The sequence below is a fragment of the Pseudomonas sp. GM80 genome (assembly GCF_000282515.1).
GTDB lineage: Bacteria > Pseudomonadota > Gammaproteobacteria > Pseudomonadales > Pseudomonadaceae > Aquipseudomonas.
Window position 1 is genome coordinate 1 of record NZ_AKJD01000109.1, and the last position, 21,073, is coordinate 21,073.

The 21,073-nt window shown below is 60.4% G+C and carries 13 protein-coding genes; 11 read left to right on the forward strand and 2 right to left on the reverse strand.

The window, feature by feature from the left end:
* Positions 1-114 precede the first annotated feature (114 nt).
* The 6 genes from recC (at position 115) to PMI37_RS17890 (ending at position 11,817) form a co-directional block, all read left to right on the forward strand.
* Positions 115-3,567 (forward strand): exodeoxyribonuclease V subunit gamma, encoded by a 3,453-nt coding sequence (gene recC / locus PMI37_RS17865; protein ID WP_008083309.1) that lies wholly within the window; start codon positions 115-117, stop codon positions 3,565-3,567.
* A complete protein-coding gene (gene recB / locus PMI37_RS17870; protein ID WP_008083311.1) occupies positions 3,564-7,253 on the forward strand; it encodes an exodeoxyribonuclease V subunit beta in 3,690 nt (1,229 codons plus the stop codon). The genes recC and recB overlap by 4 nt, the downstream gene beginning before the upstream one ends.
* Positions 7,250-9,358 carry an exodeoxyribonuclease V subunit alpha gene (gene recD, locus PMI37_RS17875; protein ID WP_008083313.1) on the forward strand — a complete coding sequence of 703 codons (2,109 nt, stop codon included), beginning with the start codon at positions 7,250-7,252 and terminating at the stop codon, positions 9,356-9,358. Before recB ends, recD begins: the two co-directional genes overlap by 4 nt.
* Before the next feature lie 118 nt (positions 9,359-9,476).
* Positions 9,477-10,052 carry a YfiR family protein gene (locus PMI37_RS17880; RefSeq protein WP_008083321.1) on the forward strand — a complete coding sequence of 192 codons (576 nt, stop codon included), beginning with the start codon at positions 9,477-9,479 and terminating at the stop codon, positions 10,050-10,052.
* Entirely contained in the window at positions 10,049-11,317 is a 1,269-nt protein-coding gene (locus PMI37_RS17885; RefSeq protein ID WP_008083323.1) for a diguanylate cyclase domain-containing protein, read from the forward strand. The genes PMI37_RS17880 and PMI37_RS17885 overlap by 4 nt, the downstream gene beginning before the upstream one ends.
* On the forward strand, positions 11,317-11,817 hold the full coding sequence (locus PMI37_RS17890) for an OmpA family protein (protein ID WP_177323320.1): 501 nt from the start codon (positions 11,317-11,319) through the stop codon (positions 11,815-11,817). The genes PMI37_RS17885 and PMI37_RS17890 overlap by 1 nt, the downstream gene beginning before the upstream one ends.
* Here the strand turns inward: PMI37_RS17890 and PMI37_RS17895 are convergent.
* Complete coding sequence (locus PMI37_RS17895; RefSeq protein WP_008083327.1) at positions 11,814-12,761, reverse strand: LysR family transcriptional regulator; 948 nt, start codon at positions 12,759-12,761, stop codon at positions 11,814-11,816. The genes PMI37_RS17890 and PMI37_RS17895 overlap by 4 nt on opposite strands.
* Before the next feature lie 149 nt (positions 12,762-12,910).
* Between PMI37_RS17895 and PMI37_RS17900 the strand changes: the two genes are divergently transcribed.
* A complete protein-coding gene (locus PMI37_RS17900; RefSeq protein ID WP_008083340.1) occupies positions 12,911-14,437 on the forward strand; it encodes a CoA-acylating methylmalonate-semialdehyde dehydrogenase in 1,527 nt (508 codons plus the stop codon).
* A gap of 9 nt (positions 14,438-14,446) precedes the next feature.
* Positions 14,447-15,334, forward strand: coding sequence for a 3-hydroxyisobutyrate dehydrogenase (gene mmsB, locus PMI37_RS17905; protein WP_008083341.1), 888 nt, complete (start codon positions 14,447-14,449; stop codon positions 15,332-15,334).
* Positions 15,335-15,683: 349 nt separating this feature from the next.
* On the opposite strand, the gene PMI37_RS17910 is transcribed toward mmsB, so the two are convergent.
* A complete protein-coding gene (locus tag PMI37_RS17910) occupies positions 15,684-16,028 on the reverse strand; it encodes a cupin domain-containing protein (protein WP_008083343.1) in 345 nt (114 codons plus the stop codon).
* 567 nt (positions 16,029-16,595) lie between these two features.
* Here PMI37_RS17910 and PMI37_RS17915 point away from each other — a divergent pair.
* Genes PMI37_RS17915 through PMI37_RS17925 form a run of 3 tightly spaced genes read left to right on the forward strand, consistent with a single transcriptional unit; the run spans position 16,596 to position 21,014 of the window.
* Entirely contained in the window at positions 16,596-17,567 is a 972-nt protein-coding gene (locus PMI37_RS17915; protein WP_008083346.1) for an acyltransferase, read from the forward strand.
* A complete protein-coding gene (locus PMI37_RS17920; protein ID WP_008083347.1) occupies positions 17,564-18,814 on the forward strand; it encodes a hypothetical protein in 1,251 nt (416 codons plus the stop codon). Before PMI37_RS17915 ends, PMI37_RS17920 begins: the two co-directional genes overlap by 4 nt.
* Positions 18,815-18,836: 22 nt before the next feature.
* Positions 18,837-21,014: a prenyltransferase/squalene oxidase repeat-containing protein gene (locus PMI37_RS17925; RefSeq protein WP_008083349.1), complete on the forward strand. Its 2,178-nt coding sequence runs from the start codon at positions 18,837-18,839 to the stop codon at positions 21,012-21,014.
* Positions 21,015-21,073: the final 59 nt, after the last annotated feature.

Sequence of the window (21,073 nt, forward strand, 5' to 3'; positions counted from 1 at the left end):
TTGTTTTGCCCGCAGGAAAGTTCTTACAGCATTCACGGACGCCGTCCGGCTGCTACAACCTGCCGACAATGCTAAGGTTCTGCCCTGGCTTTCGTACTTTCCAAGGAATCCTTTATGCCGGGCGCCCAGTCCCTCAACGCTGCATTCATGGTGGTCCAGAGCAATAGCCTGGACGAACTGCGCAGCCTTGTGATCAGCATAATGCGGCGTTATCCACTGGCGCCCCTGGAAAACGAAATAGCCCTCGTGCAAAGCAACGGCATTGCCCAATGGCTGAAATTGGCACTGGCCGAGGACCCCGAAGACGACGACCTCGGTGGTTGCGGTATCGCTGCAGCAATTGATGTGCAGTTGCCCGGCAGTTTCATGTGGCAGCTCTACCGGATGGTTCTGGGTCGTGAAGAGATTCCTGCCAAGTCCCTGCTCGATAAGGCCCCGCTGACCTGGCGTCTGATGCGCCTGCTCCCCCAGGTCATCGATCGCCCTCACTTTGAACCGTTGCAGCGCTTTCTTACCCACGACACTGATTTGCGCAAGCGCTATCAGCTGTCCGAACGTCTGGCGGATCTCTTCGATCAATACCAGGTATACCGGGCGGACTGGCTTGAAGATTGGGCGGAAGGGCGACACCAGTTGCGCAATGTCAGAGGTGAAATAAAGCCACTACCTCCGACCAGCTGCTGGCAAGCCGAGTTATGGCGAGCATTGCTGGGGGACGTCGGTGAACAAGGCATGGCGCAGAGCCGTGCCGGCGTCCATCAGCGGTTCATTGAGCGCATCAACAACCTCACCGAGGCGCCGGCGGGCCTGCCCTCGCGAGTCATCGTTTTCGGAATCTCTTCGCTACCAGCCCAGGTACTCGAAGCGCTCGCAGGGCTTGCGCGTTTCAGTCAGGTTCTGCTGTGCGTGCACAACCCTTGCCGTCACCACTGGGCCGATATCGTCGCCGACAAGGATTTGCTGCGTCACCAGTACAAACGGCAATCGCGCAAGAGTGGCATGCCCGTTGTACTCGACCCGGACACAATGCATCAACACGCCCATCCGCTGTTGGCTGCCTGGGGCAAACAAGGTCGCGACTACATCAACCTGCTCGACAGTTATGATGATCCCAACAGCTATCGCGCGGCTTTTCGCGATGGGCGCATCGACCTGTTCAGTGACACGCAGCCAGGCAATCTGCTCAATCAACTGCAGAATGACATCCTTGAGTTGCGTCCCCTCGACGAGACTCGCGATCATTGGCCGGCGGTTGATCTGGAACAGGACGATTCGATCCGCTTCCACATAGCCCACAGCGCTCAACGTGAAGTTGAAATCCTCCACGATCAGCTCCTGGCACGCTTCAGCGCCAACCCGGATCTGCGCCCGCGCGATGTCATCGTAATGGTTCCGGACGTCGACAGTTATGCCCCGCACATTCGCGCCGTTTTTGGTCAGCTTGATCGGCATGACCCGCGTTTCATTCCCTTCACACTGGCGGATCAGGGCCAGCGTGGTCGTGATCCCCTGTTGATCGCCGTCGAACACCTGCTCAAATTGCCAGACAGCCGCTTCCCGGTCAGTGAGATCCTCGACCTGCTTGATGTGCCTGCACTGCGTGCCCGTTTCGGTGTGGAAGAGCGCGATCTGCCGACGTTGCACCGCTGGATCGAAGGCGCGGGCGTGCGCTGGGGCATGAACGCCGAGCAACGTGCGGGCCTCGGATTACCTGAGGAGCTGGAGCAGAACAGTTGGCATTTCGGCATGCGCCGTATGCTGTTGGGGTACGCGGTCGGCAGCGCCGATGCCTGCGCGGGTATTGAGCCCTATGACGAAATCGGTGGCCTCGACGCGGCATTGATCGGCCCGCTGGTGGCCTTGCTGGATGCGCTGGAACTCGCTCATCAGCAGCTCACACAACCGACTCAACCCAAGGAGTGGGGCCAGCGCCTGCAAGCGCTGATGCAGTTGTTTTTCAAAGCCAGCAATGAGCACGACGATTATTTGCTGACCCAACTGGAAGAGCTTCGCGAAAACTGGCTGCAGACCTGTGAAGCGGTAGGTCTGGAGGATGCTCTGCCGCTCACCGTTGTACGTGAAGCCTGGCTCGCCGGACTGGATCAGGGTCGATTGTCTCAACGCTTTCTGGCCGGTGCGGTGAACTTTTGTACGCTGATGCCCATGCGCGCCATTCCGTTCAAACTGGTCTGTCTGCTGGGGATGAACGATGGTGATTACCCTCGCGCGCAACCGCCGCTGGACTTCGATCTGATGGGCAGCGACTACCGTCCGGGCGACCGCTCCCGACGTGAAGATGACCGTTATCTCTTGCTCGAGGCGCTCCTGTCGGCGCGCCATCAGCTCTACATCAGTTGGGTAGGCCGCAGCATTCGCGACAACAGCGAGCGACCTGCTTCGGTGTTGATCGGCCAGTTGCGCGATCACCTCGCCAGCGGTTGGCGACTGCACGATGAAAGCCAGGACCTGTTGAGCGCAATGACTGAAGAGCATCCGCTGCAACCGTTCAGCGCACGCTATTTCCATGAAGGTGATCAGTTGTTCAGCTACGCCAGTGAATGGCAGGTCTTGCATCAACAGCCTGTGCCACAAACCAGCGGGCAGTTGCTCACACCTTATGTTCAGGAGGAACCGCTGAGCCTTGCTCTGTTGCAGGACTTCCTGCGTAACCCGGTACGGCATTTTTTCACTCAGCGACTCAAAGTCTATTTCGAGGCGGCCGAAGCGCCGCTGGCCGACGAAGAACCTTTCGTGCTGGACGCGTTGCAGCGCTATACGCTCAGCGACAGCCTGCTCGAAGCAGCGCTGCGGCAACCGGATAACGTCGATCAGGCCCTCGAAGCTCAGGCTCGACGTTTGCAAAACAGCGGCTTGCTGCCGATGGCAGGCTTTGGTGAATGCCTGCAACGCGAATTGATAGAACCACTGCCGGACTTGCTGCAGCGCTATCAACAGCTTTTGACGTTGTGGCCGACCCCGCTGACCAGCGCCATCCCGATCAATCTCGAGTTGCAGGGTGTACGTCTTGAAGGCTGGCTCTCAGGCCTGCATCAGCGCGCCGATGGCGGCGTGTTGTCAGTCACGACCATTCCCAACAGTATCGGCTCGATCAAAAGCCGCAAATGGCATCGACTGACCAAGTCCTGGGTCAATCATCTGGTCGCCTGCGCCAGCGGACTTTCATTGAGCACCGCGCTGGTGGCCAGTGACGATACGCTGCTGCTGGAGCCCATGGCGCGAGACCGATCCGTGAGTTTGCTCGGCGATATGCTTCTCGCCTGGCAGGCGGGCATGCGTCAACCATTGCCAATCGCAGTGAAGACCGCATTTGCCTGGCTGTCGCAGACCGACCCGCTCAAGGCCGAAACCGCTGCCCGTAAAGCCTACGAAGGTGACGGTCAGACCAGCGAAGGCGAGCGCCGCGAAAGCCCGGCGTTGTCCCGACAATATGCCAACTTTGATGCCCTGCTCGAAGACGAGACGTTCACCGGCTGGTGCGACGCTTTGTATCGGCCTTTGTTTGAAGCGCCATGGCGCTCTTTGTCCAGTGAAGGGGCGCGCGCATGAGCAGCAAAACACCGCTCGCCCTAGCCTTCCCGCTGCGTGGCAGCCAGTTGATCGAAGCCAGCGCCGGCACCGGTAAAACCTTCACCATTTCTGCGCTCTATCTGCGGCTGATCCTGGGGCATGGCGGCGAATCGAGCGGGTTTGCCCGTGAATTGTTGCCGCCGCAGATCCTCGTGGTGACGTTCACCGATGCGGCGACCAAAGAACTGCGCGAGCGGATCCGTACACGCCTGGCCGAAGCCGCTCGCTACATGCGTGACGAAATCCCAGCGCCCGACGGCTTGATCGCTGAACTGCGCGATCAATTCGATCCTCAGCAATGGCCGGGATGCGCCAACCGACTGGATATCGCTGCGCAGTGGATGGATGAGGCCGCCGTCTCGACCATTCACAGTTGGTGTCAACGCATGCTGCGTGAGCATGCGTTCGACAGTGGCAGTCTGTTTACCCAATCCCTGGAAACCGATCACAGCGATTTGCTGGGCGAGGTGTTGCGCGATTATTGGCGGCTGTTCTGCTATCCGATGCACGGCGATGCGCTGAATTGGGTGCGCAGCAACTGGGGCGGGCCGGCGGCGTTGTTGCCTCGGGTACGCGGGCTGTTTGCCAGCGAACGTGACAGTGATGAAACCGAGTCTCCGGCCGAGCTGATCGAAGAATGTCTGCTGGAGCGTCGCGCGGCGTTGGTCGAGTTGAAAATGCCCTGGCGTCAGTGGGCGGACGAGTTGCTCGCCATCTGTCATCAGGGCGTTGCGAGCAAAACCGTCGACGGTCGCAAGATGCAGGCGCGTTATTTCGAACCGTGGTTCGAAAAGCTCAAGGCCTGGGCTGAAGACGAGACCCTCGAACAACTCGACATCGGCACTGGCTTCAGTCGGCTGACCCCCGACGGCATGGCGGAAGCCTGGAAGGGCCAGGCCCCGAGCCATCCGGGCCTGGATGCCATGCCCGGGCTCAAGTCGAGTCTCGATGCCTTGCCGACGCCCGACGCAGCTGTTTTGCAACACGCCGCCAAATGGGTCGGTGCGCGCTTCGAGGAAGAGAAGCGCCGTCGCGCTGAAATGGGTTTTGACGATATGTTGCTGCGCCTGGATGCGGCGCTGCAATCAGAGGGCGGCGAGCGTCTGGCGACGTTGATCCGCGAGCAGTTCCCGGTCGCGCTGATCGACGAATTCCAGGACACCGACCCGGTGCAGTACCGGATTTTCGAGAGCATCTACCGCATCGAAGACAACAGCCCAGACACCGGCCTGTTCCTGATCGGCGATCCCAAGCAGGCGATCTACGCGTTTCGCGGTGCGGACATCTACACCTACCTGCGCGCGCGTCAGGCCACCACCGGCCGGCTGCATACGCTGGGCACCAACTTCCGCTCCAGCCACGGCATGGTCAAAGCGGTCAATCATGTTTTCGAACGCGCCGAGTCCCGAGAACAGGGGCGCGGTGCGTTTTTGTTCCGGGAAAAAAACGGTGAGAATCCCGTGCCGTTTCAGCCGGTCGACTCACAAGGCCGCAAGGAAAAACTGCAGATTGCCGGGCAAGACGTTGCGGCGCTGAACGTCTGGCACTTGTCCTCTGATCAGCCACTCTCCGGCGCTGTCTATCGCCAACAATTGGCCGCAGCCTGCGCCAGTGAAATTACCGCGCTGCTCAACGGCGGACAAACCGCCAGCGCCGGATTCACTCAGGACGGTAAGGACTTCAGAGGGCTGCGGCCATCCGACATCGCGATCCTCGTCCGTGATGGCAAAGAGGCCCAGGCCGTGCGCGGTGAACTCGCCGCGCGCGGTGTACGCAGTGTCTATCTCTCCGACAAGGACTCGGTATTCGCCGCGCAAGAGGCCCACGACCTGCTGGCCTGGCTCAAGGCCTGTGCCGAACCGGATGTCGAGCGCTCGCTGAAAGCCGCACTGGCGTGCATCACCCTCAACCTGCCATTGGTTGAACTGGAGCGGCTGAATCAGGATGAGCGGGTCTGGGAAACCCGGGTCATGCAGTTCCGCGGCTATCGCGAACTGTGGCGCAAACAGGGCGTGTTGCCGATGCTGCGGCGTCTGCTGCATGACTTCCATTTGCCGCAGAGATTGATCGCGCGCACCGACGGTGAACGTGTGCTGACCAACCTTTTGCACCTGTCGGAGTTGATGCAGCAGGCCGCTGCGGAGCTTGATGGTGAGCAGGCGTTGATTCGTCATCTGGCCGAGCTGCTGGCGTTGTCCGGTCAAGCCGGCGAAGAGCAGATCCTGCGCCTGGAAAGTGACGAGCAGCTGGTCAAGGTCGTGACCATTCACAAATCGAAAGGCCTTGAGTACCCGTTGGTCTTCCTGCCCTTCATCTGCTCGGCGAAACCGGTGGACGGCAGTCGTTTGCCGCTGCATTACCACGACGCAGCAGGCAAGGCGCATGTCAGCCTCAAGCCGACGGCCGAGTTGATCGCGCAAGCCGATGACGAGCGCCTGGCTGAAGACCTGCGCCTTTTGTATGTCGCCCTGACCCGCGCGCAGCATGCCTGCTGGTTGGGCGTGACGGATCTCAAGCGAGGCAATAACAACAGCTCGGTGCTGCACCTTTCTGCGCTGGGCTATTTGCTGGGCGGCGGCGCATCGCTGGGTGAATCCAGCGGATTGCAGCGTTGGTTGCAAGACCTGCAACAGGACTGCCCGGCCATCAGCATCGGCGAGATGCCCGCGCCTGCCGACGAGCACTACCAGGCTCCGCGCAATGAGGCCATCCTCAGTGCCACGCTGCTGCCCAAGCGCAGGGCCAGCGAAAACTGGTGGATTGCGTCCTACAGTGCATTGCGCATCAGTGACGTGTTGAGTGTCGGCAGCGATGAAGCCCCGGACAGTCCGCAAGCGCAAAAGCTGTTCGATGACGAACGCCTCGACCCGGATGCGCCGCGAGAAATCATTGCTGGCGGAGCGGACATCCATCGCTTCCCTCGCGGCCCCAATCCGGGAACGTTTCTCCACGGTTTGCTCGAGTGGGCAGGGGATGATGGTTTTGCGGTTTCCCGTGAAGCGCTGGTCGACGCGATTGCCCGTCGCTGCAACCTGCGCGGCTGGGAAGGCTGGATCACGACCCTCAGTGACTGGTTGCAGCATCTGCTCAAATCGCCGTTGCCAGTCGGCAGCGGGCGAGTACCGGTGGTGCTTGAGCAACTCAAGCAATATCGCGTCGAGATGGAATTCTGGTTCGCCAGCCACAAGGTCGATGTGCTCAAACTCGACGAACTCGTGCGCCAGCACACGCACAATGGTGTGGCCCGTGTGGCGGCGGAACCGGTGCAACTGAACGGCATGTTCAAAGGTTTTATCGACCTGACGTTTGAACACGATGGTCGTTATTACGTGGCCGACTACAAATCCAACTGGCTCGGCGTGGACGATCTGGCCTACACCGAGCAAGCCATGGAAAAGTCGATCCTCGATAACCGCTACGACCTGCAGTACGTGCTGTACCTGCTGGCTTTGCATCGTCAGTTGAAGGCGCGACTGCCCGACTACGATTACGACCGGCATGTCGGTGGCGCGCTGTACCTGTTCCTGCGTGGCACGCGAGCCGACAGTCGCGGCGTGTATTTCGCCCGGCCGCCGCGCTCGTTGATCGAACGCCTGGACCGGATGTTCCAGGGCAAACCTGAACCCAAAGCCGAACCCGCATGGGAACAGGGAGTCCTGCTATGAGCCGTACCTTTGCCGATCTGCTGCCAACGCCTTTGACCGCCGATAGCCTGTCGACGCTCTCACCGCTGAGCAAAGCCGATGATTTGCTGTTGCTGCTCACGCGTTGGGTCGAGCGTGGCTGGCTGCGGGCGCTGGACAAGGCCTTGGTCGCGTTTCTTCACGAACTTGAGCCAGGCACTGATCCGCTGGTACTGCTCGCCGCAGCCCTGACCAGTCATCAACTCGGTCATGGCCACGTCTGCCTGGATCTGTTCGAAACCCTCAAAGCCCCGGATTTCGCGCTGTCACTGCCACCCGAAGGCGATGTGCAAGGTGGCGTGTTGTTACTGCCCTCGCAATTGCTTGAAGCGCTTGATGGCGTGCATTGGTGCAAGGCCCTGGCGAGCAGCGATCTGGTCGCGCTGGCGGCCGATACCCGGCCAGCGGCGCAGCAGCGTCCGCTGGTGCTCTGCGGAAAACGCCTGTATCTACGGCGCTATTGGGCCTACGAACGGCGCATCGATACGGCGTTGCGCCAACGTCTCACCCAGGCCGAAGCGACGCCGGCTGATCTGTCGCAACGGCTGAATGAGTTGTTTGGCTCAGCCACGGCGGGTGAAGTCATCGACTGGCAGAAACTCGCCTGCGCCCTCGCCACGCGCGGCGCTTTCAGCATTGTGACGGGCGGTCCGGGCACCGGTAAAACCACCACCGTGGTGCGGTTGCTCGCGTTATTGCAGGCGCCGGCCGTCGAGGCCGGTCAGCCACTGCGCATTCGTCTGGCCGCACCGACAGGCAAGGCCGCTGCGCGGTTGACCGAGTCCATCAGTCAACAGGTGCAGTCGCTGAAAGTCAGTGAAGAGGTGCGGGCGAAAATTCCCTGCGATGTGACCACGGTGCACCGTTTGTTAGGCAGCCGTCCCGGCACCCGGCACTTCCGTCACCATGCGGGCAACCGTTTGCCGCTGGATGTTCTGGTCGTCGACGAAGCTTCGATGATCGACCTGGAGATGATGGCCAACCTGCTTGACGCCTTGCCGCCTCATGCTCGGCTGGTGTTGCTGGGCGACAAGGATCAACTGGCCTCGGTTGAGGCCGGCGCAGTGCTCGGCGATTTGTGTCGTGATGCCGAGAGTGGCTGGTACAGCCCGCAAACACGCCAGTGGCTGGAGTCGGTCAGCGGCGAATCCTTGCAGGACAGTGGTTTGCACGAAGACCTCGATGGTGCGCATCCGCTGGCACAACAAGTAGTGATGCTGCGTCACTCGCGGCGCTTCGGCGAAGGCAGTGGCATCGGTCAGCTGGCGCGGCGGGTCAATCAGCAGTTGCCGGACGAGGCGCGTCAGCTCCTCGCGGCCGGGCACTACGCCGATGTGTTTTCCCTCGCGCTCAAGGGTGAACACGATCATCACCTGGAGCGCTTGCTGCTTGAGGGCCATGGCGACGGCCCGCAGGGCTATCGACACTATCTGAGCGTGCTGCGCGATCAGCGTCCGCCGCTGGGCAGACCGCTGGAACACCCGGACTGGATCAACTGGGCGCGTGAGGTCTTGCAGGCATTCGATACCTTCCAGTTGCTGTGTGCCGTGCGCAAAGGGCCGTGGGGCGTTGAAGGTTTGAATCAGCGCGTTACCGCCGCATTGCTCAAGGCGCGACTGATCGAAAACGACCAGCAGTGGTACGAGGGCCGCCCGGTGCTGATGACCCGCAACGACTACGGCCTGGGCTTGATGAACGGCGATATCGGCATCGCCCTCAAGTTGCCCGAGCGCGAAGGGCCTGACGCTGGCAAAGCGGTGTTGCGCGTGGCGTTCCCGCGCAACGACGGGCAGGGCGGGGTGCGCTTTGTATTGCCGAGCCGGCTCAACGATGTCGAAACCGTCTACGCCATGACCGTGCACAAATCCCAGGGCTCCGAGTTCGCCCACACCGCGCTGATCTTGCCGGACGCCTTGAATCCGGTGCTGACCAAAGAGCTGATCTACACCGGCATCACGCGCGCCAAGCATTGGTTCACCTTGATCGAGCCCCGCGCCGGGGTGTTTGAGGAAGCGGTGTTACGCAAGGTCAAACGCCTGAGCGGCCTGATGCTGGAACTGGAGGAAGGCGTCGAGCCTCAGCAGTGAAAACGCGCGGGGCCGGCGACGATTATTGACCAACCGGTCAGTGGTCGGCGCCTCGCTGGCGTTTAGCCGCTGTGCTATCGTTGCGGCATCATTTCGATAGATCCAAGAGAATCCCTGCATGAAGGTGTCTGTCTGGGCGACAGGGCGCGTAGTTGGCTGCCAACACGCGTTGCTTGGCGCTCTGCTCTGGTTGTTGACGGGCTTAGCCGTCGCGCAATCACAAGCGCCGACAGGCATGGCCGAACAACGTGCCAAATCTGTCACGCAGGTGGTTCTTGGCATCCTCAGCTATGCGCGCTGGCCGGTCGAACCTGCGCAGTTGCGTCTGTGCATCGTCGGCCCCACCGAATACACCGATGACCTGGTCAAAGGCACCACGCAGGCGACCGGTCGCCCGGTCATCGTGCGTCGGCTGTTGGCCGATAACCCGGCCATCGTCAGTGAATGCGATGCGGTGTACATCGGCAAACTCACCTCGGATGAACGCAGTCGCCTGTTCGCCTCGCTGATCGGCCACCCGGTGCTGAGCATCAGCGAAGGCGACGATCAGTGCACGGTCGGCAGTCTGTTCTGCTTGCGCGTGGGCGACGATCAAGTGTCCTTCGAGGTCAATCTCGACTCCGTTGCCCGCAGCGGCGTACGCATTCATCCAAGCGTGCTGCAGTTGTCGCGTCGCAAACCGGCGGCACCATGAGACTCTTTCGATCGAATACCCGCCCAACCCTGGGCTCGGTGCTAGGCCGTGGACATTTGACCGTCGCGCTAATGGCGGTGGCGATGGCCAGTGTTTCGCTGACGCTGTTAGGCGTTCTGGCGTTGCGCGTGTATGCCGATCACAACCTGCACCTGATTGCTCGCTCGATCAGCTACACCGTTGAAGCGGCAGTGGTGTTCAACGACAAGACGGCTGCCACGGAAGCGCTGGAGTTGATCGCGTCCACTGAAGAAGTGGCCGATGCGCAGGTGCTCGATGCACAGGGGCGGTTGCTGGCACGTTGGCAGCGACCAGAGAACGGCCTGTTCTCCGAGCTGGAAATGCTCATCACCCGCGCTTTGCTGGAGCGACCGATCAGCCTGCCGATTGTCCATCAGGACCAGGAAATCGGTCGCGTGCTGCTCATCGGACACGGCGGCAGCCTGATGCGCTTTCTGTTGAGCGGTCTGGCCGGGATTCTGCTCTGCACCGCCATCAGCGCGTGCGTGGCGATTTATCTGGCGCGGCGGCAACTGCGCGAAATCATCGGCCCGCTGCGCAGCCTCGCCACCGTGGCCCACGCTGCTCGCAGCGAACGGGCGCTGGACCGGCGCGTGCCGCCGGCGCAAATCGCTGAGCTGGACAACCTCGGCAACGACTTCAATGCCTTGCTCGACGAACTCGAGTCCTGGCAGAGCCACCTGCAGAGCGAAAACGAAACCCTCGCCCACCAGGCCAGTCACGACAGCCTCACCGGTCTGCCGAACCGCGCTTTTTTTGAGGGGCGACTGATCCGCGCTTTGCGCAGTGGCGGCAAACTCAACGAGCGAGTGGCCGTGCTGTTTCTCGACAGTGACCGTTTCAAAGGCATCAACGATAATTTCGGCCACGCCGCCGGCGATGCCGTGTTGGTGGCCATCGCCAATCGCATTCGCGCGCAATTGCGTGAGGAAGATCTGGTGGCGCGCCTTGGCGGTGACGAGTTTGCCGTGCTGCTGACGCCTTTACACAGGATCGAAGATGCCGAGCGCATTGCCGACAAGATCCTCGCCAGCATGGACATGCCCATCGCGCTGCCGGGGGATAGCAGTGTCGTGACGTCGCTCAGTATCGGCATCGCGGTTTTCCCCGATCATGGCGCCACCCCCGGTGCCCTGCTCAATGCCGCCGATGCGGCGATGTATCAGGCCAAGCGCCTGTCGCGTGGCGCCCAATTCACGGCTGGGTCGGAGCACTTGGTCGATCCCGTTCAAACCAGGAGCTGATGCCCGTGTTCACACTTCCAATCCGATTGTTTTCCGCGCTGTTGTTGATGGCGGCACTGGTCCTGACCGGTTGCCAGACTGCCCCACAAAAAGGCCTGACCCCGGCGCAAGTCGCCGTGCTCAAACAACAGGGCTTCGAGTTGACCGACGAGGGCTGGGAGTTTGGCCTGTCCGGCAAAGTGCTGTTTGGCAGCGACGTTGAAAGCCTGAATGCGCAAAGCACCGAAATCGTCGAACGCATTGGCAAGGCCCTGCTGGGTGTCGGCATCGAGCGCGTGCGGGTCGATGGCCACACCGACGCGTCGGGCAAGGAAACCTACAACCAGCAGTTGTCACTGCGCCGTGCCAAGAGCGTTGCCAATGTGCTCGGCACCGTCGGCATGAAACAGGAGAACATCCAGTTGCAAGGCCTGGGCAGCAGCGAGCCAGTGGCCTCCAACGCCACGGCGGCGGGCCGTACGGAAAACCGTCGGGTGGCGATTGTGGTCAGCGCCGATTAATCGGCGAACTGCATCTCACGGCTTTCGCCCATCAACAGCGCCTGATTACGCTCGGTCACCTCACGGATGTAATCCCACAACAGGGTGATCCGCTTCAACTTCCTCAGATCCTCCCGGCAGTACATCCAGAACTGCCGGGTGATGTTGATTTCCTCCGGCAACACGGGCAGCAAACGCGGATCCTGCGCGGCGAGGAAGCACGGCAGAATCGCCAGTGAACGCCCCTGCTGTGCAGCCACGAATTGCGCGATCACGCTGGTACTGCGCAAATTCGCGTGGGCACCGGGCAGCACGTTGGCCAGGTACAGCAGCTCCGAGCTGAACGCCAGATCATCCACATAACTGATGAATTGATGCTTGCTCAAGTCGGCCGGGCGGCGGATCGGTGGGTGTTGGTCCAGATAGTCCTGGGTTGCGTAGAGCTGCAAGCGGTAGTCGCAGAGTTTGCAGCAGACGTACGGCCCGTGTTCCGGGCGTTCGAGGGCGATGACGATGTCGGCCTCGCGCTTGGACAGGCTGATGAAGTGCGGCAGTGGCAGGATGTCCACCGAGATCGCCGGGTAGGCATCGACGAAATGGCTCAGTTGCGGGGTGATGAAAAAACTGCCGAAACCTTCGGTGCAGCCCATGCGCACATGCCCGGACAGCGCCACGCCAGAGCCTGAAACCTGTTCGCAGGCCATGTGCAATGTGCTTTCAATCGATTCGGCATAACCGAGCAGACGCTGACCTTCGGCGGTCAGCACGAAACCACTGGTGCGCGACTTTTCAAACAACAACGTGCCGAGCGCCGCTTCCAGCGAACTGATCCGTCGCGACACCGTGGTGTAGTCGACAGCCAGCCGTTTGGCGGCGGTGCTGGCCTTGCGGGTGCGGGCGACTTCGAGGAAAAACTTGAGGTCGTCCCAGTTCAGCGAACCTAGAGAGGTGATGTTTTTTTGCATGATGGACGGGCTTATATGTGCGTTCTTATTAGAAGTTTGCACATCTATACTCCAAAAACAGTCCGACAACCAATTCGTGACACACGCCTCATCTCAAGGCGAACCCTTCGCCTTGGCTCCTACGATAAAAACAAGTTTCGGAGACCAGCATGAACGCATCGCTTACGCCCAACGACACCACGCTGCAAAAGGTCAAACTGCTGATCAATGGTGAGTGGGTCGAATCGCAGACCACCGAGTGGCACGACATCGTCAACCCGGCGACCCAGCAAGTGCTGGCTAAAGTCCCGTTCGCCACTGCCGCTGAAGTCGATGCCGCCGTCAGCGCCGCACAGCGTGCCTTCCAGACCTGGAAACTGACCCCGATCGGCGCGCGCATGCGCATCATGCTCAAGCTGCAAGCGCTGATCCGCGAACACTCCAAACGCATCGCCGTGGTGCTCAGCGCCGAGCAGGGCAAAACCATTGCCGACGCCGAGGGCGATATTTTCCGTGGCCTGGAAGTGGTTGAGCACGCCTGCTCGATCGGCACTCTGCAAATGGGCGAGTTCGCCGAGAACGTCGCCGGCGGCGTTGATACTTACACCCTGCGCCAGCCGATCGGCGTGTGCGCCGGCATCACGCCGTTCAACTTCCCGGCGATGATTCCGCTGTGGATGTTCCCGATGGCCATCGCTTGCGGCAACACCTTCGTCTTGAAGCCTTCGGAACAGGATCCGCTGTCGACCATGCTGCTGGTGGAACTGGCGGTCGAGGCTGGCGTTCCGGCGGGCGTGTTGAACGTGGTGCATGGCGGTAAAGACGTGGTCGATGGCTTGTGCACGCATAAGGACATCAAAGCGGTGTCCTTCGTCGGTTCGACCGCTGTTGGGACTCACGTTTACGATTTGGCCGGTAAGCACGGCAAACGCGTGCAATCGATGATGGGCGCGAAAAACCACGCCGTGGTGCTGGCCGATGCCAATCGCGAACAAGCACTGAATGCCTTGGTCGGCGCCGGTTTCGGTGCGGCCGGACAACGTTGCATGGCCACTTCGGTGGTGGTGCTGGTTGGTGCGGCGAAACAATGGTTGCCGGATCTGAAAGCGCTGGCGCAGAAACTTACCGTCAACGCTGGCAGCGAGCCGGGCACCGACGTTGGCCCGGTCATCTCGAAGAAAGCCAAGGCGCGAATTCTCGAGCTGATCGAAAGCGGCATCAAGGAAGGCGCCAAGCTGGAACTGGACGGTCGTGACATCAAGGTGCCGGGTTACGAGCAAGGTAACTTTGTCGGCCCGACCCTGTTCTCGGGCGTGACCACCGACATGCAGATTTACACCCAGGAAATCTTCGGCCCGGTGCTGGTGGTGCTGGAAGTCGACACCCTTGATCAGGCGATTGCGCTGGTCAACGCCAACCCGTTCGGCAACGGCACCGGCCTGTTCACCCAGAGCGGTGCGGCGGCGCGTAAATTCCAGACGGAAATCGACGTCGGCCAGGTCGGCATCAACATCCCGATTCCAGTACCGGTGCCGTTCTTCAGCTTCACCGGTTCGCGCGGTTCGAAACTTGGAGACCTCGGCCCGTACGGCAAACAAGTGGTGCAGTTCTACACGCAGACCAAAACGGTCACGGCGCGCTGGTTCGATGACGACAGCGTCAACGACGGCGTGAACACCACCATCAACCTGCGCTGAGGAATGGCCATGAAAATCGCATTTATCGGGCTGGGCAACATGGGCGCGCCGATGGCGCGCAACCTGATCAAGGCTGGCCATTCGCTGAACCTGGTCGACCTGAACAAAACCGTGCTGGCGGAACTGGAACAACTGGGCGGCAGCATTCGCGCTTCGGCGCGCGAGGCCGCCGAGGATGCCGAGCTGGTGATCACCATGCTGCCGGCGGCTGTGCATGTGCGCAGTGTCTGGCTCGGCGAAGATGGCGTGCTGGCCGGCATCGGCAAAGGCGTGCCGGCGGTGGATTGCAGCACGATTGATCCGCAGACGGCGCGCGATGTCGCCGCCGCTGCCGCCAAGCATGGCGTGACCGTGGCCGATGCGCCGGTGTCCGGTGGCACCGGTGGCGCGACCGCCGGGACGTTGACCTTCATGGTCGGCGCCACCCCGGAACTGTTTGCCACCCTGCAACCGGTGTTGGCGCAGATGGGCCGCAACATCGTGCATTGCGGTGACGTCGGCACCGGGCAGATCGCCAAGATCTGCAACAACCTGCTGCTGGGGATTTCGATGGTCGGTGTCAGTGAAGCGATGGCGCTGGGCGATGCGCTGGGGATTGATACCTCGGTGCTGGCCGGGATCATCAACAGTTCGACCGGGCGTTGCTGGAGTTCGGAAATGTACAACCCGTGGCCGGGCATCGTCGAAACGGCACCGGCCTCGCGTGGCTATACCGGTGGTTTTGGTGCGGAGCTGATGCTCAAGGATCTGGGCCTGGCAACGGAAGCGGCGCGTCAGGCGCACCAGCCAGTGGTGCTCGGCGCGGTGGCGCAGCAGTTGTATCAGGCGATGAGTCAGCGTGGGGAAGGCGGGAAAGACTTCTCGGCGATTATCAACAGCTACCGGAAACCGCAGTAACTCTTCAAAAACCTGAGGTGAAAGGGCTTTTTGTGGCGAGGGGATTTATCCCCGTTGGGGTGCGTAGCAGCCCCCTACAGTGTGTCAGGTAAACCGAGTGCTCAGGTTTTGCGACTGCTGCGCAGCCGAGCGGGGCGGTGCGACGTTTCGCTGAATCCCCTCGCCACAGGGTTCCTGTTTCCACAGGGATCATTGGGGTAGGTTTAAAAATTTGCAGTAGGTGTTGCCGGGAAATCACGTCGGGTGATTTCCCGGCTTTTTTGTGCCAAAAAAAGATCGCAGCCTTCGGCAGCTCCTACAGGAAACGTATCTCTGTAGGAGCTGCCGAAGGCTGCGATCTTTTGCTTTATCAGGCGAACACGAAATACTTACGCACCGTCTCAACCACTTCCCACGTACCTTTCATCCCCGGCTCAATCACAAAGATGTCGCCAGCGCGCAGGTGGATCGGCGCCATGCCGTCCGGAGTGATCACGCAGTAGCCTTCCTGGAAATGGCAGTACTCCCACTTCACGTATTCGACGCGCCACTTGCCCGGTGTGCAGATCCAGGTGCCCATGATCTTGCTGCCGTCTTCGCTGGTGTAGGCGTTGAGGTTGACGGTGTGCGGGTCGCCTTCGAGTTTTTCCCATTTGCAGGCGTCGAGTACCGGCAGCGGGTGGGTGTCGCGCAGAACGGTGATAGGGGCGGACATGGTGGCTCCAGACAAAGGACGAGTTGAATCATCACCCTAACGTCTGGTGAAGCAGCCCAGATGTCTGGGGTCGACCTCGGGATGCTTAGGAGCGCTGAGCGGAAATTTCTCGTAACGCCGGGGATTTGCACCAATGCTGTGCATATATGACGAATTTAATACAGTCTTGCTCCATAAAAGTTCAATAAATTTTTAGACTAAAACGAGATAACCATTCGGACACCTATTGCAAAAGAAAATCGTCTGTACTATAACATTCGTACTAAAGGACATTCCCACCCTGATGGAGTTACACCTGAGTCACGGACAGACTTGAACTCGCTTTTTCTCGGACCGACAACAGACTTGGCGATTGGCCCAAGTGTGAACTTTCACCTGTCGTTAATGAATAACGATAATTGAATGGAACAGTCAGTTAATAAGTGGCGCAGGCGCAATGTCATGCGTGCTTTGAGATAAGCATTTAAATAAATCGTTAATGATTGATCTGCATTGATTGACGGCGTGCGCGGTATTTCTGCGCGCATAAAATCACTTGTGCTCGGCATCATGGAATGAGGCTAGATTGTGGACGACGTAAATGTAATTGAAGTTTCAACCTCCGTTGACAGTTGCAGTGTGCTCGGCCGGCATGTGTGGGTGCGAGCAGGCACTCGTCTGCAAAATGTTCAGGTGGCGGATGACTGTTTTATCGGTTTCCGCTGCGATGTGCAGTTTGCCTCGATCGGTCAATCCAGCATGTTGGCCACAGGTGTGCAATGCAGCGGCACCGCGCAGGCACCGATTCGCATCGCCGAAAATGTCTGGCTCGGCGCCAAGGTCGCCGTCAACGCAGGTGTCAGTATTGGTGCTGGCGCAGTGATCGCCGCCGGTGCCCTGGTGACGGCAGATGTATCGGCCGACGCCATCATGGTTGGGCGCCCGGCGCGCTTTATCGGCTTCCGTTCGGTGGTCGAGGACGGTCGCCCGAGCCCCCGGCAGGTGTTGGCGAAAGTGCGGGAAAGGGCCCGTTCCGGCTTGCCTTCGATGCTTGATCGCTCAACGCAGTCGGTCTCCCGGCTCAAATCGCTGAACCCCGACACCGCGACCTGGGAAATCAGCGACGAGGCTTTGATCGACGCGGAATTACGCGGTGGTGCGTCGGTGGAAATCGCCCGCGATTGCATTCTGATCGGGCGCAGCAGCCGTCAGGGCGGGATGTCGCAACTGGGCGGCATCGAACTCGGCACGGGTGTCCGGCTCGGCGAAGGTGTGGTCATCGAAGCCGCTGGCGGCGTGTCGATCGGCGTGTTCAGCGAAGTGGCGGACAACGTCACGATTGTGGCTTCAACTCACGACCATTCATTCCGCTCGCTGCCTTGGGAAGAAGCCCCGGTGCGGATTGGAAGTCGTTGCGTGATTGGTGAAGGCGCGCTCTTGGTAGGTCCACTGAATGTCGGTGATGGTGCAGTTATAAAGCCCCACTCAGTGGTTATAAGGGATGTATTGGAAAACACTGTGGTTCATGGCGTTGTTCAACTAATGGAGATTCAAGAATGATTTTATTTGCCCCCAATCCAACCGGCTCCGGTCATAACATGCGTGCGCTGTCGATCGCTCAGGCGATTAAAAAGCAGTGTCCGGCCATGCCCCTGACCGTGGCGCTGGCTTCGTTGCAGCCGACGTTTACACCGTTGTTTGAAAAGTCCGGTGTCGAGGTGGTGGATATTGCCGGTCGTTTGGTCGATTACTCGAAAAAGAGCAACTTGTCGAAAGAACTCGACTGGGCCAATTACATCGGCGGTTATATCGCCAATACCTTCTTGTCGGGTGAGCGAATTCTTTCTTATCTGGCGCTGATCGCCGAATACAAACCGACCGTGCTGGTCTCGGACTACAACATGGCGGCCTGTTTGGCGGCGATTTTCAGCGGTACGCCGCTGGTGTTCGTCACCGAGCGATATGACTTCACCCTCTGCCAGCTGGAAGACCATGACCTGGCCGACGGCGGCTTCGAGGTCAATGCGCTGGAAATGGCCCGGGCCCGCACCGCACTGCACAGCCAGTTCAACTGGATGATCAACCAGAGCCAATTGGTACTGACCGACAAGCCGTACGTGGCTTCTCTGGATCAGGGCACACCGGTCGCCGAAGCGCTGCTCAGCGGCAAGGCGCACTTTGTCGGGCCGATGATTCGCGACATCAATGTGCAGAGCGGCCTGAACGTGCGCGAGCAACTGAACCTTGGCGATTCGCCGTTCATTGTCGCGTCGATCAGCGGCACCACCATGTTTGCGCAAAACAAGGATGCGTTGCTCGCCGCGTATCTGGACAGCTTCAAGGTCCTGCGCGAACGCAATCCGGATCTGAAACTGGTGTTGCTCGGCCGTCAGGATATCGCCGCCCAGGACGGTGTGGTGTGCGTGCCTTACTACCCCGACTGGATGGGCCTGTTGCGCGAAGCCAGCCTGCTGATTTCGGCGCCGGGATGGATCACCGTCACCGAAATTGCCGCCCTGCACATTCCGACTTTGTTCGTGCTGCCGTCCAAGTCCGAGTACCACGAGCTTGAAGCCCTGCGTCGTCTGGAGCTGCTCGGTTTTCCGACACACCTGGGACACGATCGCGACCGCCTCGTCGAACTGGTGCAAAGCGAGCTGGAGAAAGACACCCAGTCGGCGGCGTACTACGCGCCCCATCAACAGGTCGCTGCACCGGACGGCGAAGGCGCGGCCCGTGCTGCAACGCGCATCATCGAATTGTGCAACGGCGCTGTTGTGCCATTGACCGAAAGCAAAGCGGCTTAACCTCAAGGAAGAGGGATTCACCATGGCGCTGCATCCGCAGTTTCTATTTGATCAAGGTCTCAAGGACATCGAGTTCGGTGGTTTTTTTGCCGTCACCGATGCCAGTGGGCAGGTCGCGATTTCCAGCGACAAGCAGTTGCAGGATCAGATCGACGCAACGCTGTATCAGGCCGAACACGGCGATGACGCACAACTGCGTTTTGCCCATGCCGGGCTGATGCATCTGCACGATGCTCTGAACGCAGGTTTTCACGAACTTGCCGATCGCTACTGGACGCCGCATGGCTCCGGTCGCTGCAGAACCCTGGCGCTGCAACTGGATGCGCTGGCGGCATTGATCGCCTATCAACGGCGGGTGCCGGAAGACGTCACCAACCGCGCGGCGATTGCCGGTCTGCTGGAGCAGATCGAAGCGCTTTATGCCCGGTCTACCGTCGCTGGCGTGTACAGCAGCGACTGGTCGACGCCGCTGGAACTGGCGACCTCGATCGACCTCGACATCAGCGCCACGGCACTGCTGGCGCACATCGGTAACGAGCCTTTGGGCCTCGGTTTGCTCGGGCATTTGCAGGTGCACGCCGAAAACCTGATCGCCCGGGTGGCCGGCAGCGACAGCGAGTCTTGCGTTGATATTGAGTTGAGCCGTTGCGCGGTGCGAGCACACGTCAGCCTGGTGCTGGCGCGTCTGGCCAACGTGCGTGACGACAACGCGTTGTCGAACCTGGCGCGCTCGTTTGTGCTGCAAACGTTGGCACTGTTCCGCGATCCAGCTTACGGCGGCTACTGGGACCGGGTCGGCATCAACGGCAAGGTCCGCTGCGATTGGCACACGTCGTACAAACGTCATGAGTCGCCATTTCCGATCAAGACAGCGTACGACGTGGCGTTGCTGATGCAGGCGATCCAGGCGTTGCCGGGCGGTGCGAGCGAGAGTGACCGAGCCTCGGTGACGGCTGCGTTGCTGGAGTTTCACGACACCCGCAACGGTGGGCTGTTCATGGGCAAAGGCTATTTCTGGTCGACGCCCGATGACCCGACTGTGCCGTTCATTCGTCAGTTCTGGGCGCCGCCGCGTCAGCCAGGGATTTTCAGCATCGGCAACCTGACGTACTTGCCGTTGCATTTGAAGAGTCTGAAAACCCAACTGGCCGCGGCGCATGCCTTGCAGTCCATCGCGCCGGTAACGATTACGCCGGCACACGACGACGCCGAGCGGGTGAACCGCGAGCTGGAGGTCATCGATGGGCAGGGCGACGTGCAGGACATTCATCCGCGCGGCGTACCGTCGATCAATGTCGATCTGCAGCGTTATCTCGCGTGGCTGGCCAAGGCCCGGGCGTCGACTCAGACCCCTTACGGGCTGACTGCCGAAACCACGCCGCTGGGCTTTCGCGCCGACAAGACCTGGCAGGTGTTTTCCGGCCTGCATGTGATTTGCGACCTGCACGCACTGGGCCTGCCAATCGAAAACAAGGCGAGCCTGATCGATTGCATCCAGGCCTCGCAAAATATCGACGGCGGTTTTGCCGAACAGCCGGGGCACTTGAGTGATGTCTTTGCCACGTACTGCGCGGTGTTGTCGTTGCGTGTGCTGGGTGCCTTGCCGGGCGATGTCGAGGGTTGTGTGCGCTACCTGCAAGCGTGCCAGAACAGCGATGGCGGGTTCGGCGACGTGGCGGGTTTCGGCTCCGATATCTGGCACACCAACCTTGCGGTGCTGTCGCTGCACGCGCTGGGCGCCAAGGCCGTGGATGAGCAAGCGGTAATGGCGTTCGCCTTGCGTTGCCGTTCGGCCGACGGCGGATTCGGCAACAAGCCGGGTTATCCACCGGATGCGTTTTCGGTGTACCGCGTGGTGTCCACGCTGTTCATTCTCGACCGCCGCCTCGTCGATGCGCGGCAGACCGTGGAGTGGCTGCAGAGCCTGCAATTGGCCAATGGCTCGTTCCACTATCGGCCGGGCAAAGCGGTCAGTCTGGTCGGCACGTATATGGCGATTGCGGCGATGTACCTGCTCGATGCGCAGCCGACACATTTACAGGCGTCGAAAGACTGGATCGCCTCTCACCAGAAACAGGACGGTGGTTTCGGCCCGCTCAACTCGACCTCGGCGACCACCGACGAAAGCTTCGTCTGCATCCAGACGCTGCTGATTCTTGAGCAAGGCCTGTCGCAATACTGGGTGGCATTGCTGAACTGACCCGCCCCTGAAGGCGGGCAGCATCGAAGGACTGTGAATCATCATTTTGCCAGGGGAGG